Raw genomic sequence first — 13,266 nt, forward strand, 5'->3', positions numbered from 1 at the left:
GTCAGTTCGAGTTTGGATGCTCTCCCCATGAGGTGAGGTCAGGCAGTCCTTCCATGGCGTCATGCCATTCCTTGAAGAATTCCCTGCCTTGGGCGAGCGCCTTCGCCAAGGTCGCGACGGACTCGTTGCGCAACCGATCACCCTGTTCGTGTACCTGCTTCCTCCGTAGAGGAACACCGCAGATTTCCCATACAACCCACGTGACCATGCCGAAGGCGAGGAGCGTGAAGAACCCTCGCCACGCTTCCTCAACGAACGGCACCACCAACAACCCACTGACGCCTCCCATCACTAGTGCACCGCAGACGCGGGGCCATCTACGTACGACTGCCTCTGACTGGACCTGTGTCTGCCGCGTAATGTGTGCAGCGAGGCCACGAACCAGCGGGTCCGGATCCGGAAACAGCTCCGGGTCCGTCGAAACAATGCAGGACCAGTCCGCAACGCTCAACGTGATGCGCTGGGGAAGTTGCTGCCGGGACTCTGCGACGATCCGGTTGGCGGCGTTTTCGAGGCTTGGCCAAATGGCGCGAAGGGCCATGCGGCGAGCCGGCGGGCCGAGCCGCGCTTCATCCGGCTCGAACACGGCCTGATCGAGGAGAGTCATGAACGTCACGGGATCGGTATCGGGGCTGAAAGGCGACTCCGGCGCCTGTCCGACCGCTTCAAGATCTCCGTTATGCGCGATGATTTGCTCCAGTCGCCGCATCTTCGCCCGCAAGTCTGCCTCATCGGGTTCAAGCTGGTTAATCAGGCGCTCCAGGGCCCTATCCACATAGCGGCCGTCCCTGATCGGCCAGTCGGCTCTGTCGGGCCCATCAGGGAACGTGTGTACGAGATGGGCCAGTGTCTGGTCGGGCACGGTCGCGAGTTCCCACCCATGGCGGAGTCCGTCCCACTGGCTTCCGCTCGTTCTACGCAGGGCCGCGTATTGCTTCTTGGCCATCCGCCGCCGCATGTTCTGCAGGCGAGCCCTCCACTGCTCACCACCACGCACGTCAGCGATGGCATGTTTCTCACTGGGGAAATGGAGGATGCTCCGGTTCCATCCCGCCATCGCCCGCTGGGCATAGCCGAGCGCCTCGTCGCCCAGTTCCTTGCTGGCAATCGCATCCAGGACGACGAAGAAGTCCTGGCCGAGTTCGTCGGGGTCGAGTGACTGGAGGTACAGGTCCATCCATGCAGCCGCTTGTGTCTCGTCTCCGAAGCGTGAGCAAGTCAGCGAGAAGAAGAGGTCGGCCTTGGCGGCATCCAGCATGCGTGCGTGTGCCTGCGCACTCTCACCGCGCTCACCTTCGTCGCGGAACTTCGCTGCGACGGCCATCGCAGCCGGAGCCAGCCAGTATGTCGGTTCGAGTAGCATCCGTTCTTCTGTACAGGCTCGCACGGCAGCTGAGCTGACCACAGTCCTGTAGACAGCATGGGCAGTGAGGGTATGGACCAGTCCGCGTGCCAGGGCGCGGGTCTGCTTGCGCTGTCCGAAGTCCGCATGCCACTGGGTCGTCAGGCGGGACAGTTCGGCCTGGGCTTTCGCTACTTCTCTGTCACGGCCGTACTGTTCGATAAACGTGTCGAGCATCTGGCGAGTGTCGGAGACCGTATCCTCCAACCCTTCGATTTCCTGACGCACTTCTGTGACCTCGCTGCCGAGCCTGACGACGTCAGCTCGAACACCGAGAAGCTCATCCTCGAAGTCTCCCAGTCTCCCCTCATGACGGGTCTGACCCTTACCTATGGCCTCAACTTGTTCGTTGAGTCGATGCAGTTCCGAACCCGTCTCAAGCCGGTCTTCCATGATGTCCCCCCAGGCATCGCGGCGTACGGTGCATGCCTGCTCATTATCGGGTCAGCTCGTACGCGCCGCTGTCAGCTGGAGGAATGGGCAGAGCGAACGTGCGGGCGCCGGCCACTGTCAGTGGGCGCTGGCAGGATGGCTCCTGTCATCGCCAGCTCACCGGACGGGGCATCCTTTGCGTGAGATCGTCTACTTGTCGGACAGTAAACTGCGACAGTTCGTCCCTGAGCCGCGACGTGCCCCGCGTTTGGGTGCGCTTCGCCTGGCTACGCCTCTAGGCGGCATCGACATGGACCCGCCGACTGCAGACAGCGAGCAAGGCCAACTACGGCACCTGCGTGAGGTGCAGAAACACGTTGCGCTTCTTGCGGACTGGTACACGGAGCCACAGCTACGACCTGGCCAGTGGGTGCAATTCGAAGCACCGCTTCGCTGCGTGACGTTCAGCGATACCCACCAGGATCTCGTCCTGTTCGTGGAGCCAGCACCTGAAGGGGGCACCGACGGGCGCTGCCGTCTGTTGATGCATGGGTCGGTCCAGCATCTGCGCGGCTGGAATGCGATGCCGGTCGAAGGTCTCGCGCCGGACGCGATGAACTCGGCCTCCAGCTTGGGCAGCGCTTTCATCGCAAGAGCCGGGCAGGTCGTCGACGCGCTCATCAGGCATCGCGACACGATGGCGACCGATCAGATCTCACGCCCGACAGCAGCGCGCCTGCATGGCCAAGACGTGCAGGAACTGCTGCACGCACTTGATGACGCGGACGACAGCATCGACACCTTCGCTGTGATGACCGGGTATGCGCGGGTCACTGGGCTCGTCCCTCGTAGCCATGCCACTTCTCGGTGTGTGGTGGCGAGCCCGCTCGTCGTTGAGTACACGGCGGGCGACTTGGCGCTCGCGGACAATTAGTAAGCGGAATGCACGGAACTGGAGTCGGCCGAGTGATCATCGTTGCTCGGTCTTGGGCGGGGTGAGGTCGGGTGGGTAGCCCTTGGCACGAAGGAATGCGTCGAGCGCTATGGCGACGATGTCACCATGCTGGACACCGTGGTCCGCGTGGTATCGGCGGATCCGCCGCTGGAATTGGAGAGCGTCGGGGACGGCGTAGTTGATCTGCCCACGACTGGTGTGGCGGCCACTGATGACCTCCAGCGTGTCCGGATGAGGCGCCAACGGGTCGTTGGTCAGGTCGGATTGGGCGTCGAGGGCGTCAGCAAGTTCACGCAGCTGACGGGTGTGGCGTGAGAGATCGGGCATGGGTTGCTCCAGTCTGGTTCACTAGTCGACTAGCTAGCCGCCTAGCCGCCTAGCCGCCTAGCCGCCTAGCCGACTAGTGGAATAGTCGGTGGGACGGGTGTCCGCGAGCGCGAGAAGCGTTCGCGGACACCCTGGGGGATGTACGCCGTGTCAGAAGCCGCGTGCGGTGAGCCATTCGTCCAGGGCGACGGAGACGATGTCGCCGATGGGCAGGTGGTCGAGTTCGTTGTCGAGGGCGAAGCGCTTGATCCGCTTCTTGAGCTTCAGCGCGGCGGGGACCGACGAGTCGAGGCTCTCGCGCGTGATGATGCGCTGGTTGAGGATCACGGCGGTCTCGGGGATGTCCTTGGGGCGGCCGGGGCCGTGAGCCCACGGTGTTCCCTCGCTGGGTGATGCCTCCGGTTGCACGTACTGCTCCTGGTGAGACCCTGGAGCATCCGTCCTCACGGGGAACGCGGAACCGCCTGCGGCCGGAGCAGCTGCGGGACGAACAGCCACCTCGGCGGCCGGGGCCACATCAGGAGCCGCGGGCGTGATGGGGGACAGGTTGTGTGGCGTAGCGGGCTCGCTCGGCTGCGCCGGACGCACCACAGGAGCTACAGGTTCGTAGGCCGGGACCACAGGCGGCATCTGCCGCTCCACCGACTCCTCACTGGCCCCTGCCTCGGGGGCGACGAGGTCCGGGCGAACCGGCCGACTGGTGACCGGCTCCGGCACGGCGCTGCTTGGTACTACCTCGTCGGTCGGCTGGGTGGACGTCTCCGCTGCTTCGGGCACTGCCTCGGTTCGGCCCTGCGCCGATGCCTCGATGGGAACGGTGGAAGGAGCGGGCTGAGCTTGAGACTGATCGACAACGGGACGGCCTTCGTCTTGGCCGGCCGCGCGTTCGGCAGCGAACTGCTCGGGGGTGAGCTCGGCGGCTGGAGGAGGGGGCGGAGGGGTCGTCTTCCTGGCTCCGCCCAAGGGACGACCGCCCGTGCGGCGGGCCGGGGGCTTCATCCTCTCGTTCTTCTCGCTCACGCTGCGGTCAGCTCCTTCATCAGGTTGGCGTACTCGCTCAGTTCGGTGGGGATCTCGCCGAAGGCCTCCATGTAGTGGACCCAGGAGTGGATGGTGGTGTCGGCGAGTGGGAAGGGTTCGTCGCGGTCCGGGCCGATGCCCTCGCCCTGAACGGGGTCGAGCAGTTGGTCCTTTGCGCGGCTGGGCAGGCTGGTGCGGTCGTCCGCCTTGACCATGACGACGTGGGCGGTGACGCCGTGGTCGTTGCGGGCTGCGGCGCGCTCGGCCTCGTCGAAGGTGGCCACGAGCTTGCGGCGCTCGATCTTGGTGGGGGCGACCGGCACGAGGAGCAGGTTCGCCTCGGTGACAGCCTCGTGGAAGATGCGGGCGCTGCCGCCGCCGGCGTCGACCACGATCGCGCCGAACTCGGCGCGCTTGGTGCGGATGTATTCGGCGATGTCGTCGAACGGGTACCGCTCGACGATCAGGTTGGCCGGGATCTCGAAGCCGGCGGCCTGGGCGACCTTGAACCAGTCGTAGGCGGACTGGCTGGTGGCGTCGGCGTCCAGTAGCAGGGTCGGGATGCCGAGGACGACGGCGTAGTAGAGGGCGATGAACCAGGCGGAGGTGGTCTTGCCGGTTCCGCCCTTGAGCATGCCGACGACGATCACGAACGCGTCCCAGACGTGTTCTGTGGCTGCGGCCAGGGTCTTGTGACGGGTGTTCTCGTTCACGTGTGCTTGATCTCCTGAAAGAGGAAGGGGTGTTGTTTGGTGCGTGCGTGCGTGCGGGCGTGCGTCGGCGAGCGGGCTGGCGACGGGGGCGCGCGTGCTTGACTCTGGTGGCTGGCGCGGCACACGGCCGCGGCCTTGATCTGTAGGGCAGGGTGGGAAACGCCCACGAGGGCGTGGGGGCTCATGGCTGCTTCCTTGGGGCGTGGGTGGGCCCGTGGTGGTGCTGGGGCCGCATGCGGGTGCCGGCTTGGTGGAGGAGCCGGTAGACGGTGGCGATGGAGTAGCTGTGCTCCCGGGCGAGGTCGGGCACGGTTGCGCCGGCCTCGTACCGGGCCCGCAGGGACAGCGCGACCTTGTACCGTTCGGCGGCCCGGGCTGCCGCGCGCACTTGCAGGGTCTGCTGTGTGGTGCGCACGGCACCGCCGGCCTCGATCAGCAGGCGCCGGGCACCGCGCCGCGTCTCTCCCGCCGCCGCGGCGAGTTCGGAGAGAGTTGCGCCGTGCTTCTCGTAGAGGGTGCGGAGGTGGGCCGCGAGGCGCTGGCGGGCTTGTGGGTCCTGGCGCATCCGGCGGGTCTGCCAGGAGGTGCGCATGACGGTTCCGGCGTCGTGCAGTCGGTTGAGGACCGTGCCGTACGACAGGCCGCTGGCGGCGACGAGTTCGTCGACCGTGGCACCGGCCTCGTACTGCTTACGCAGGGCCTGGGGCGTCACCGCCTCGCTCGCGTCAGGGGTGGCCGGGGGTTCTGGGTTCATGCGACGGACTCCCATTCGCTGAGGGCTTCGGCATGGGCAGCGGCCAGCTCGTCGTAACTGCGCTGGTCGGCGGGCGTGATGAGGATCAATCGGCCGTCGGTGGCGACCCGCCAGTCGGCGGCCGGACCACCGGTGCCCGGGTCGAGGACGTGCCCGTCGGGGGCGTGCCACGTCGGTGGGATCTCGTCGGGGCGCGGCACTGGGACCAGGACCTGACGGCCGTCGCGGATGATCACTACAGCCTTGCTGCGATGCTCCGAAAGCCGGTCCAGTGCCTCCTGGTAGGCCGCCCGCTCGGCCGTGTGCAGGGCCTTGCGCCGGGCTGCGATGCCCCAGGTGCCGTGTTGCTCGGCGACCTTGGTCCAGCCCTGTGCTGGCGTGTGGCCTTTGTCGGCGTCCGGGAGGCGGATACCGAATCCCTCCAGGGCATGCGGTGCGAGGGTCCAGGTCTCTCCGGTGTGCTGGACGAGGCCGTGGTCGGCGAGGCGTTTCAGGGTCCGGTAGGTGGTGGCGCGGGAGACCGAGGTAGTGCCAACGAGCTCAATGACTGTCTGGTCCGGGCGCACATGCAGGGCGCTGATGATCAAGAGGGCGGCGCTGCCGAGGGCGTAGTGGGCGAAGGCATCGTGGCCCATGAGTCGGCTGAGGACGGTGGAATCGATGTCGGCCGTCGCGGCCGTCTCAGAGGTGGTCCACTCCCCAAGTGCCGGGTCGGGGGGGAACTGAGTGGACCGGAAACGAGACAACAGAGCCGGGCCACCGTGACCGGGGATGCTGCCGGCGTTCAGGTACCAGGTCGAGCCCTCCCGGCCATGGCCCACCCGCAGACGCCGCAGCCAGCCACACGGCTTGAGGAGCGTCTCGTAGACGACCCGCAGCGTTGTCCGGGAGATCCCGGCTTCCTCCGCGGTCTGCCGCTCACTGGCGTGGTGCAGGGGTCCGCCCGCGATCTCGGCGAAGTTCAGGTGCGCCCGCAGCACCCGCAGTGCGGTCCGTCCTCGCTCCCCGCGCCACGGTGTCGTCTCGATCCGGTCCCGCAGTGCGGCGAGGACTTCGTACGCGTCGTGCCGGGAACTCAGCGCGATGGTGGTGCTGATCGTCTTGCAAGCGCTGTTCCAGACCCGGCGGATGTAGTCCAGGGCGCGGGCCTGCCCGGAGCGCAGCGCGATGCTGCGAGTGTGCCGTCCGCTCGACCGAGGTCGAATCAGAGCCCCGCCAGAGTGGTCCACTCGTGATCCACACCGGCCAACTCAGGTCCCCCAGAGGTCGGTTGCAGAGGCTGATGCCTCTCACTGCCTCCGAGCGACCCGGGTCGAACCGGGGTCGAATCAGAGCGGTTTCCTCTGACTGCCTCCGATCGCCTCTGCAACCCGTCCTAGCAGGTCACAGCCTCATCGCCCCCACATAAGCGCAGGTCAGAAAGATGCGCTAGCTGTACCACTGGTTCCTGGCGAAACTGGTCGTGTGGGGTATGGCTGCGGCTCCCGTCGTTGGGTGGTGGCGACATCATCGGGAAGGGCGTCGCGGCGCCGCAATACCTCTTCCGCCTCACGGAAGGGGCTCGGGAAACCACCTGTTCAGGGTGGGTGAGCATCCATGGGAGTGAAGTCAGGAGTGCGCTGAGCTGGCGACCTTGTTGAGCGTTTCCGTCGATGCTTTGCGCCAACCTGGCACTCCCGCTTTGCGGGATATGAGTTGGGGCAGGGATCGCGAGGAGGCTGCTGCATTGAGGGCGCAGAGCGTAACTTTTATGGAGGCGAGCGTGGCACCGGTCGGGAGCTCCTCCGTCTCGCACAGCTGGCCGAAGCTGCCCGCGGATACCGTGAAGCTTTCGATCGTGAGCGGAGGATGAGCGTAGGCGTCCTAGGTCTCGGAGAACTCAGCGTGCCGGGAGAACGTTTGTACGGTCTTCGGATCGTGCTTGCCGCAGGCGCCGAACGTGGTCGCATCAAAGCGCTTTCCCGCGCACTGGGCCGACGCGGCAGGTTCCCCTCTAACCCGTAGGAGCCTGCGGGTAAGGGAATTTCGCCAGCCACGTGATAGCGCTTGAACTGAGCATGAGAACTCACTGATCGTTTCAGAATGAGTTGAGCTGTGGGTCTTGTGCTCGGTGATCTTGATCGGAAAGGTGTTCCGAGTGCGTGCTGATCTTGTTCCGGATGACCTGTGGGAGCGGGTGGCTCCGCTGTTGTCGTCCGCTCCCGAACGGCGCCGTCGCTACCCGGGTCGACTTCGGGTTCCGGACCGGGCGGCCCTCGCGGGCGTCATGTAGGTGCTGCGGACTGGTGTCGCTTGGCGCGATGTTCCGGCCGAGACCGTGGGCTGCTTCGGGGTGACGGCCTGGCGCCGGCTGCGGGACTGGACCGAGGCTGGCGTCTGGCCGCGTCTGCATGCCGCCCTGCTGGCCGCACTGCGCCGCACTGACCTTCTGGACCTGGACGACTGCGCCGTGGGCGGGTCGCATGTCCGGGCTCTGAAAGGGGGGATCACGTCGGCCCCTTGCCCGTTGACCGTGCCCGTCCCGGCTCCAAACACCGTCTGATCGTCGACCGCCAGGGCATTCCGCTCGCTGTCACGCTCACCAGCGGGAACCGACATGACGTCACCCTATTGCTGCCGCTGCTGGACGCTGTCCCAGCGATTCAGGGCCTGCGAGGACGCCCACGCCGCAAGTACCGGTGTCTGTATGCCGATCGGGGCTACGACTTCGACAAGTACCGCCGTCTGCTGTGGAAGCGCGGCATCAAGCCGGTGATCGCCCGACGCGGGGTCGCCCACGGCTCCGGACTGGGAAGGGTGCGCTGGGTCGTCGAGCGCGCCTTCGCCTGGCTGCACCAGTTCAAGCGGCTCCGCATCCGCTGCGAACGACGCGCGGATCTGCGCCAGGGGCCTGCTCGAACTGGCCTGCAGCCTCATATGCCTTCGCCGTCTCCGAACTTCATTCTGAAAGGTCAGCGAGGGGCGACATGCCGGAGGCGGTGTCAGGGCGGCAAAGTCGATTCCCGCCCTTGGGGGCTGAACTCAGGGGAGGTCGAAGGTGATGCTCACCGAACCGTCCCCGTCCGGCGCCTCCGTGAGCGTGAGAGTTCCAGCCTCTGCCTCGAAGACTCTCACCAAGATCCCGCCATTGTCCTCGCCGGGAAACACAATGGAGAAGTAGGGGTCCATCTCCATGAGGTAGTCCCAACCCTCGCGCTGGGTCGTGTCGAGGGCATTGGCATGCCGACCGGTTGCCCGCCACATGCCGACCGCGTCGACAGCGACGGTGATGTCGATGTCGTACTTCTCAAGGCACGTCGCGTGATTGGCCCACCATTCGAGGCGGGCCTGACCCACGAATCGATCCATGAGCACACTATGCACGGCGCCCCGGCCGGACGGGCAAGTCTGTGCGGCTGCCGGCAGCCGTGGGTCAGGCTGTGAGACAGAGCCGCATGGGGCAAGCCGGACAGACCCTCGCCTCAACCGGCTGCACCGCATGTGCCTCGTTGCCTCCGGATCTCATTCTGAAACCATCAGTTACTGATCTTTTCGTAAGTTCGGTGGGTGTGGTGGGTGGATGGTCAGGCCGGTGTGGGCGAGGAAGGGCCATGGCAGTTGTGGGTGGTGGTTGATGCGGTGGATGCCTTGCTCGGCGACATCGGCGAGGTGGTCGCCGGCGAGGTTGGCGAGTTCGCGCTTCTTGAGTGAGGACCACAGCAGCTCCACCGGATTGAGCTCGGGAGCGTAGGCGGGTAATCGCTCCAGGGTGAGCCAGTCCTGGTCGGCGACCCACGCCCGCATCGCGCGGCTCCAATGGGCGGACAGGCCGTCCCAGACCAGGACCACCCGCTCGCCGCGGTAGAACACCTTCATCTGCTCCAGGACCTCGATGAGGGCGGTGGTGTCGTAGCTGCCGGGCTTGAGATGGAAGCACAGACGGGCCCCTCGATCGGGGTCGGTGGAGTGGTATCCCAGTGCGCCGGCCATCGACGCCCGCTTCCAGTTCAGACGGTGCCGCAGCAGCGGGGTCCGACCTCGGGGTGCGTAGGTGCGGCGGATCTGAGGCAGCAGGGAGACGCCTGATTCGTCGAGGAACATGATCCAGGCACGTGTGTTCACGGCCCCCTTTTGATCCGCAGCCACTCGTGCGCGATCCAACGGGCGATCTCCGACTCGTCCCGCTCGACCGCACGCCGCTCGGGTCTTTGCAGACTCCATCCGAGCCTGCCGGTCAGCAACCGCCACACCGACGCCCTCGACAGCACCACTCCCGTCGAGACGGTCACCTTGCCGGTGTAGATCCGGTTCTGGGCAATGCGCCCTTCTCTGAACTTGGATTCGGTGTCTGCGTATTGGTGGGACACCGTGATCATGTTTCGTTCTCTGGCTGCTGTGGGTGAAGGGTGGCGGGGGTGGTGATGGTGGGGATGCCGAGGTCGATGACGTTTTGTTTGGTGGGGTGTTGGTCTAGTTGGGCGAGTTTGCCTTCCGCTCCGGTGAGGCTGACCTGGAGCCCTTCCACTTCGCCGGGCCATCCTTCGCGTTGGGCTTCGGTGATGCGGGCGAGGAGGTTGTCGCGGATCTCGAGGAGCCGGTCACGTTGGGCGGGGTCGGGCCAGAGCATGGGGCAGCGAACGCAGGCGTGTTCGTGGATGCAGGGGGTTCCGAATGCGCGGCCGCAGGCGCCGATGGAGACTTTGCGTCGTTCGAAGTGGCCGAGGAATTCCTGCCATTCATCGTTGGTGGGGACGCGGTATTCCTCGCTTGGGCGGAGGGTCCGGCGACGGGCGAGGAAGGCCTTGTGCGCCTGGATTGCTTCTTCGGGATAGACGGCCTTGTAACCGAGGGTGACGTTGATGTCCTGGTGGCCTGCGATTACCTGGGCGATGTGTGGTGGCAGTCCGCTGAGGACGGCGTCGGTGATGAACAGCCGGCGGAAGTCGTGCGGTGTGTAGTGCAGTGGCTCGCCGCTGGTGTCGGTCAGGCCCGTGGCGATGAGGGCCTGGTGCAGCATGGTGCGGACGCTTTCGTCGGTGAACGCGCGGTCCTCGCCGCGGACGCGCCGTTGGAACAGCAGCGGGGCCGGTGTCTGCCACGCGCATTCGCGACGGTCCCAGGAGCTGACCAGGGGGATTGCGCCGGTGCTGTCCCGAGTCCGGCAGATGATCGCGCTGAGGACGTCGGCGAGTTCGGGGCTGACCAGGAGGAGGCGTTCGGTGTCCGTCTTGGACGGGACGATCTGGAGGAGGGGGACGAGTTCTGCGGTGGTGGGCAGTCGGTATTGGACCAGGCTGTGGTGGCTGAGCTCGAGTAGTTCTTCGATGCGGATGCCGGTGGTCCGCAGGACCTCGACCGCCGCCCAGGTCCAAAAGGCCCGCTCGTCCTCGAGCCCGAGATCGCGGCGTTTGCGGGTGTGGGGGTCCTCGGCCCAGATCCGGCCGGCCGTTGCGTGCGGGACCATGGCGCGGATGAGTTCCTGGCCGGCAGCGGCGAATGCCTCGCCGGGGCTGGCGCGGCGGGCGGCCTCGAGTATCGCGGCTGCGTTCCTGCGCTGCTGGTCGACGCAGCGGACGAGGACGGGCAGGACCGGCAGGCGCTCGCGGGTGCGGGCGTCCATCCTTGCTTTGCGCCGTCGTTGTGCTTTGCGGTGTTCCACCTCGTCAGCTCTCACGGGGCTCGGTGCCACCCACGGGCCCCAGCGGCCGGGTTCCTCCAGAGCCCATTGGGCGATATCGAGGTAGAAGGCCCGCACCTGGGTGAGCGTGTCACGGTGGTTGAGCTTTTCGACCTTCGTGCTCATGGGCCGGCCCTCAAGACCGGTGACGGTCTTGTCCCTAGTACGGATCCTCTGTTTCCACTGCCCGATGACGTCCGGTGCAAGGCGGAGGCTGTCGGCGTCGGGATGGTGGTGCTCGATGTTCTGCCAGAAACATTTGCCGAGGTGGTAGGAGAGGGACTTCAGGCTGCTGTAGTCCAGCGAGGGCTGCCGTTCGCGGAGATAGTCCACCAGCAGGTCACGGATGGGAAGGCAGGTCAGTGCATAGCGGTCGATCAGCTCCTCCGGGGTGCGCTGTCCCAGGCTGCGGACCTCGCGCAGACTGTGCGGGGCATCTGGGGTGAAGGCTCCGAGCTGGTGCAGCAGGCGGTAGAACACCTCGGTCCCCAGCATCGTCCGCCTGAGCACCGTGGCCTGCGTCTCGAGGAGTTCCAGGACATCACCGACGGTGATATCGGCCAGCGTGCCGCCCTTGGCCGCCAGGACGAGGGCGCTGCGGCAGAGCGTCATGCTGACAGCACCTGGCCGCACGCCCTTGGCCTGCGCGCCGAGCTTTCGAAGGCGTTCAAATCCGTCGGGGTCCCGGCTGCGTGCCATGGAGCGCACCAGCACTCCTTGGCGGCCGGCTCCCGCGGCCAGCCAGATCACCGAAGGACGCAGCAGCTCGGCACTGATCACCGTCGCCAGGGCCCGGCCCACCACCGGCATGCGCCAGGCTGCCTTCAGGCCGCGCTCGTGCAGCCAGTGCTTGATCACCGGCCGCCAGGCGGCGCCGGCCCCCTCGATGCCGCTGGCCTGCCACCGTTGCTGCCAGGTCTGTCCGGGCTGGTCTTCCAGCCAGTCCAGCACCATCACGATGCCGTGCTTGTGCTGCTGTTCGCTGCTGGCGCTGTTCAGCGTGTAGGGCGGACGGGACAGCAATCGGGCCGCATCGGTGCGCGAGCGCTCGGTGCCCGGCCAGCTGTCAGGAACGGGCCGGGGCGGAAAGCGCTGCTGGGCAGCCAGCGCGCGAGCGCGCTCAGGGGAAACTCCGGGGGCCGGTGCGTGGTCGGCGCGCGCCGGCCAGGTGGTGCTCACCGGGCACCGGCCCCGAACAGCACCTCGAGACTCTCCGGCCGGTAGCCGGCTGCGGGAGGAGGCGTCATGCGGGCGGCTGCCTGCCGCGTCTGCTCGCAGTGGTGGGCCAGCAGCCGCCGGATCACCACCTCCTTGCGGGGCGTGAGGTAGAGCTGTGTCGTGGTCAACTGAGCGTGACCAAGGACGAACTGGACATCGGTGAGAGGCAGGCTGGGGTCCTCGGCCATGCGGTAGGCCGCGGTGTGCCGCAGCGCGTGCAGCGTCGCAGAGGTCCCCGCCCTGGCGCCGGCCCGCTCGAACATGCGATGAACCGCGTGGTAGGTCAGCGGTCTCGCCGGCGAGCGCAAGGTCCACCACAGCGGGAGGCGCCGCCCACGTGGGATCGCATCGTCCATCTCCACCTGGTAGAGCCGCAGCCAGACGAACGCGTCGGCCGAGGCTGGGAGTTCCTGGACTTCCCCGGTGCCCTTGCGGACCACCGAGATCAGCTGGCGCCCCGGATCGACGCCAGCCTGCCGTGTGCTGAGCAGTTCGCCGGCCCGGGCTCCGGTGGAGACGTAGAAGGCGACCAGGGCCCGGTCCCGGTGTGACGGGAGCCGGGCGAAGATCTCGTTGAACTCCTCGTCCGGGACGCTGCGGGGCACCCGCCCGGGCACGCTCGGCCGATACAGCCCCGCACGTTCGTTGCGCGGCAGGTCCATGGGGTTGCGACGGGCATGCGCCCGCCGGCCGTGACGTGAGCGGTCCAGCGGGAACGGGTTGAGGACCGGCCCAGAACCGATATCGCGGTGGAAGTCGTAGAAACACCGCAGCACCGTCTCGCTGTGCGCTCGCACCGACGGTGCATACGGCTTCCCGCCCGCGGTCCACCGGCCCGACTCACCCGTG

Annotated in this window: 12 protein-coding genes and 1 pseudogene; 2 read left to right on the plus strand and 11 right to left on the minus strand. The window is 66.8% G+C overall.

All coding sequences use genetic code 11. The features are described 5' to 3' along the window. Position 1: 1 nt before the first annotated feature. A complete protein-coding gene (locus ABT070_RS15405) occupies positions 2 to 1,795 on the minus strand; it encodes a hypothetical protein (protein ID WP_351759990.1) in 1,794 nt (597 codons plus the stop codon). Between the two features lies 1 nt (position 1,796). On the opposite strand from ABT070_RS15405, the gene ABT070_RS15410 reads away from it, so the two are divergent. Continuing rightward, positions 1,797 to 2,708: an SAVMC3_10250 family protein gene (locus ABT070_RS15410; RefSeq protein WP_351760574.1), complete on the plus strand. Its 912-nt coding sequence runs from the start codon at positions 1,797 to 1,799 to the stop codon at positions 2,706 to 2,708. Positions 2,709 to 2,744: 36 nt separating this feature from the next. On the opposite strand, the gene ABT070_RS15415 is transcribed toward ABT070_RS15410, so the two are convergent. The 5 genes from ABT070_RS15415 to ABT070_RS15435 form a co-directional block, all read right to left on the minus strand. Continuing rightward, complete coding sequence (locus ABT070_RS15415; RefSeq protein WP_351759991.1) at positions 2,745 to 3,056, minus strand: hypothetical protein; 312 nt, start codon at positions 3,054 to 3,056, stop codon at positions 2,745 to 2,747. A 150-nt stretch (positions 3,057 to 3,206) separates the two neighbouring features. After that, a complete protein-coding gene (locus ABT070_RS15420) occupies positions 3,207 to 3,464 on the minus strand; it encodes a hypothetical protein (protein ID WP_351759993.1) in 258 nt (85 codons plus the stop codon). Between the two features lie 608 nt (positions 3,465 to 4,072). Further along, positions 4,073 to 4,789 carry a ParA family protein gene (locus tag ABT070_RS15425; protein ID WP_351759995.1) on the minus strand — a complete coding sequence of 239 codons (717 nt, stop codon included), beginning with the start codon at positions 4,787 to 4,789 and terminating at the stop codon, positions 4,073 to 4,075. Between the two features lie 181 nt (positions 4,790 to 4,970). Next, entirely contained in the window at positions 4,971 to 5,543 is a 573-nt protein-coding gene (locus ABT070_RS15430) for a helix-turn-helix domain-containing protein (protein ID WP_351759998.1), read from the minus strand. Beyond that, positions 5,540 to 6,772, minus strand: coding sequence for a MarR family winged helix-turn-helix transcriptional regulator (locus ABT070_RS15435; RefSeq protein WP_351760000.1), 1,233 nt, complete (start codon positions 6,770 to 6,772; stop codon positions 5,540 to 5,542). Before ABT070_RS15435 ends, ABT070_RS15430 begins: the two co-directional genes overlap by 4 nt. 908 nt (positions 6,773 to 7,680) lie before the next feature. Here ABT070_RS15435 and ABT070_RS15440 point away from each other — a divergent pair. Beyond that, a pseudogene (locus tag ABT070_RS15440) lies at positions 7,681 to 8,490 on the plus strand (IS5 family transposase). A 74-nt stretch (positions 8,491 to 8,564) separates the two neighbouring features. On the opposite strand, the gene ABT070_RS15445 reads toward ABT070_RS15440, so the two are convergent. The 5 genes from ABT070_RS15445 to ABT070_RS15465 form a co-directional block, all read right to left on the minus strand. Beyond that, positions 8,565 to 8,891: a hypothetical protein gene (locus tag ABT070_RS15445; protein ID WP_351760002.1), complete on the minus strand. Its 327-nt coding sequence runs from the start codon at positions 8,889 to 8,891 to the stop codon at positions 8,565 to 8,567. Positions 8,892 to 9,062: 171 nt separating this feature from the next. After that, on the minus strand, positions 9,063 to 9,644 hold the full coding sequence (locus tag ABT070_RS15450) for a transposase (protein WP_351760005.1): 582 nt from the start codon (positions 9,642 to 9,644) through the stop codon (positions 9,063 to 9,065). Next, positions 9,641 to 9,898, minus strand: a complete 258-nt coding sequence (locus tag ABT070_RS15455; protein ID WP_351760007.1) for a helix-turn-helix domain-containing protein — start codon at positions 9,896 to 9,898, stop codon at positions 9,641 to 9,643. The genes ABT070_RS15450 and ABT070_RS15455 overlap by 4 nt, the downstream gene beginning before the upstream one ends. Beyond that, on the minus strand, positions 9,895 to 12,378 hold the full coding sequence (locus tag ABT070_RS15460) for a tyrosine-type recombinase/integrase (RefSeq protein WP_351760010.1): 2,484 nt from the start codon (positions 12,376 to 12,378) through the stop codon (positions 9,895 to 9,897). Before ABT070_RS15460 ends, ABT070_RS15455 begins: the two co-directional genes overlap by 4 nt. Continuing rightward, entirely contained in the window at positions 12,375 to 13,214 is an 840-nt protein-coding gene (locus ABT070_RS15465) for a tyrosine-type recombinase/integrase (protein WP_351760576.1), read from the minus strand. The genes ABT070_RS15460 and ABT070_RS15465 overlap by 4 nt, the downstream gene beginning before the upstream one ends. Between the last annotated feature and the right edge of the window lie 52 nt (positions 13,215 to 13,266).

Source organism: Streptomyces sp. NPDC002884, assembly GCF_040295245.1.
In the GTDB taxonomy this organism is placed as follows: Bacteria; Actinomycetota; Actinomycetes; order Streptomycetales; family Streptomycetaceae; genus Streptomyces.

Bases quoted from the DNA above. Each gene is read 5' to 3' on its own strand.
- ABT070_RS15430 (WP_351759998.1), bottom strand. From the start codon at position 5,543: ATGAACCCAGAACCCCCGGCCACCCCTGACGCGAGCGAGGCGGTGACG.
- ABT070_RS15445 (WP_351760002.1), bottom strand. From the start codon at position 8,891: ATGGATCGATTCGTGGGTCAGGCCCGCCTCGAATGGTGGGCCAATCAC.
- ABT070_RS15455 (WP_351760007.1), bottom strand. From the start codon at position 9,898: ATGATCACGGTGTCCCACCAATACGCAGACACCGAATCCAAGTTCAGA.
- ABT070_RS15415 (WP_351759991.1), bottom strand. From the start codon at position 3,056: ATGCCCGATCTCTCACGCCACACCCGTCAGCTGCGTGAACTTGCTGAC.
- ABT070_RS15405 (WP_351759990.1), bottom strand. From the start codon at position 1,795: ATGGAAGACCGGCTTGAGACGGGTTCGGAACTGCATCGACTCAACGAA.
- ABT070_RS15410 (WP_351760574.1), top strand. From the start codon at position 1,797: ATGTCCCCCCAGGCATCGCGGCGTACGGTGCATGCCTGCTCATTATCG.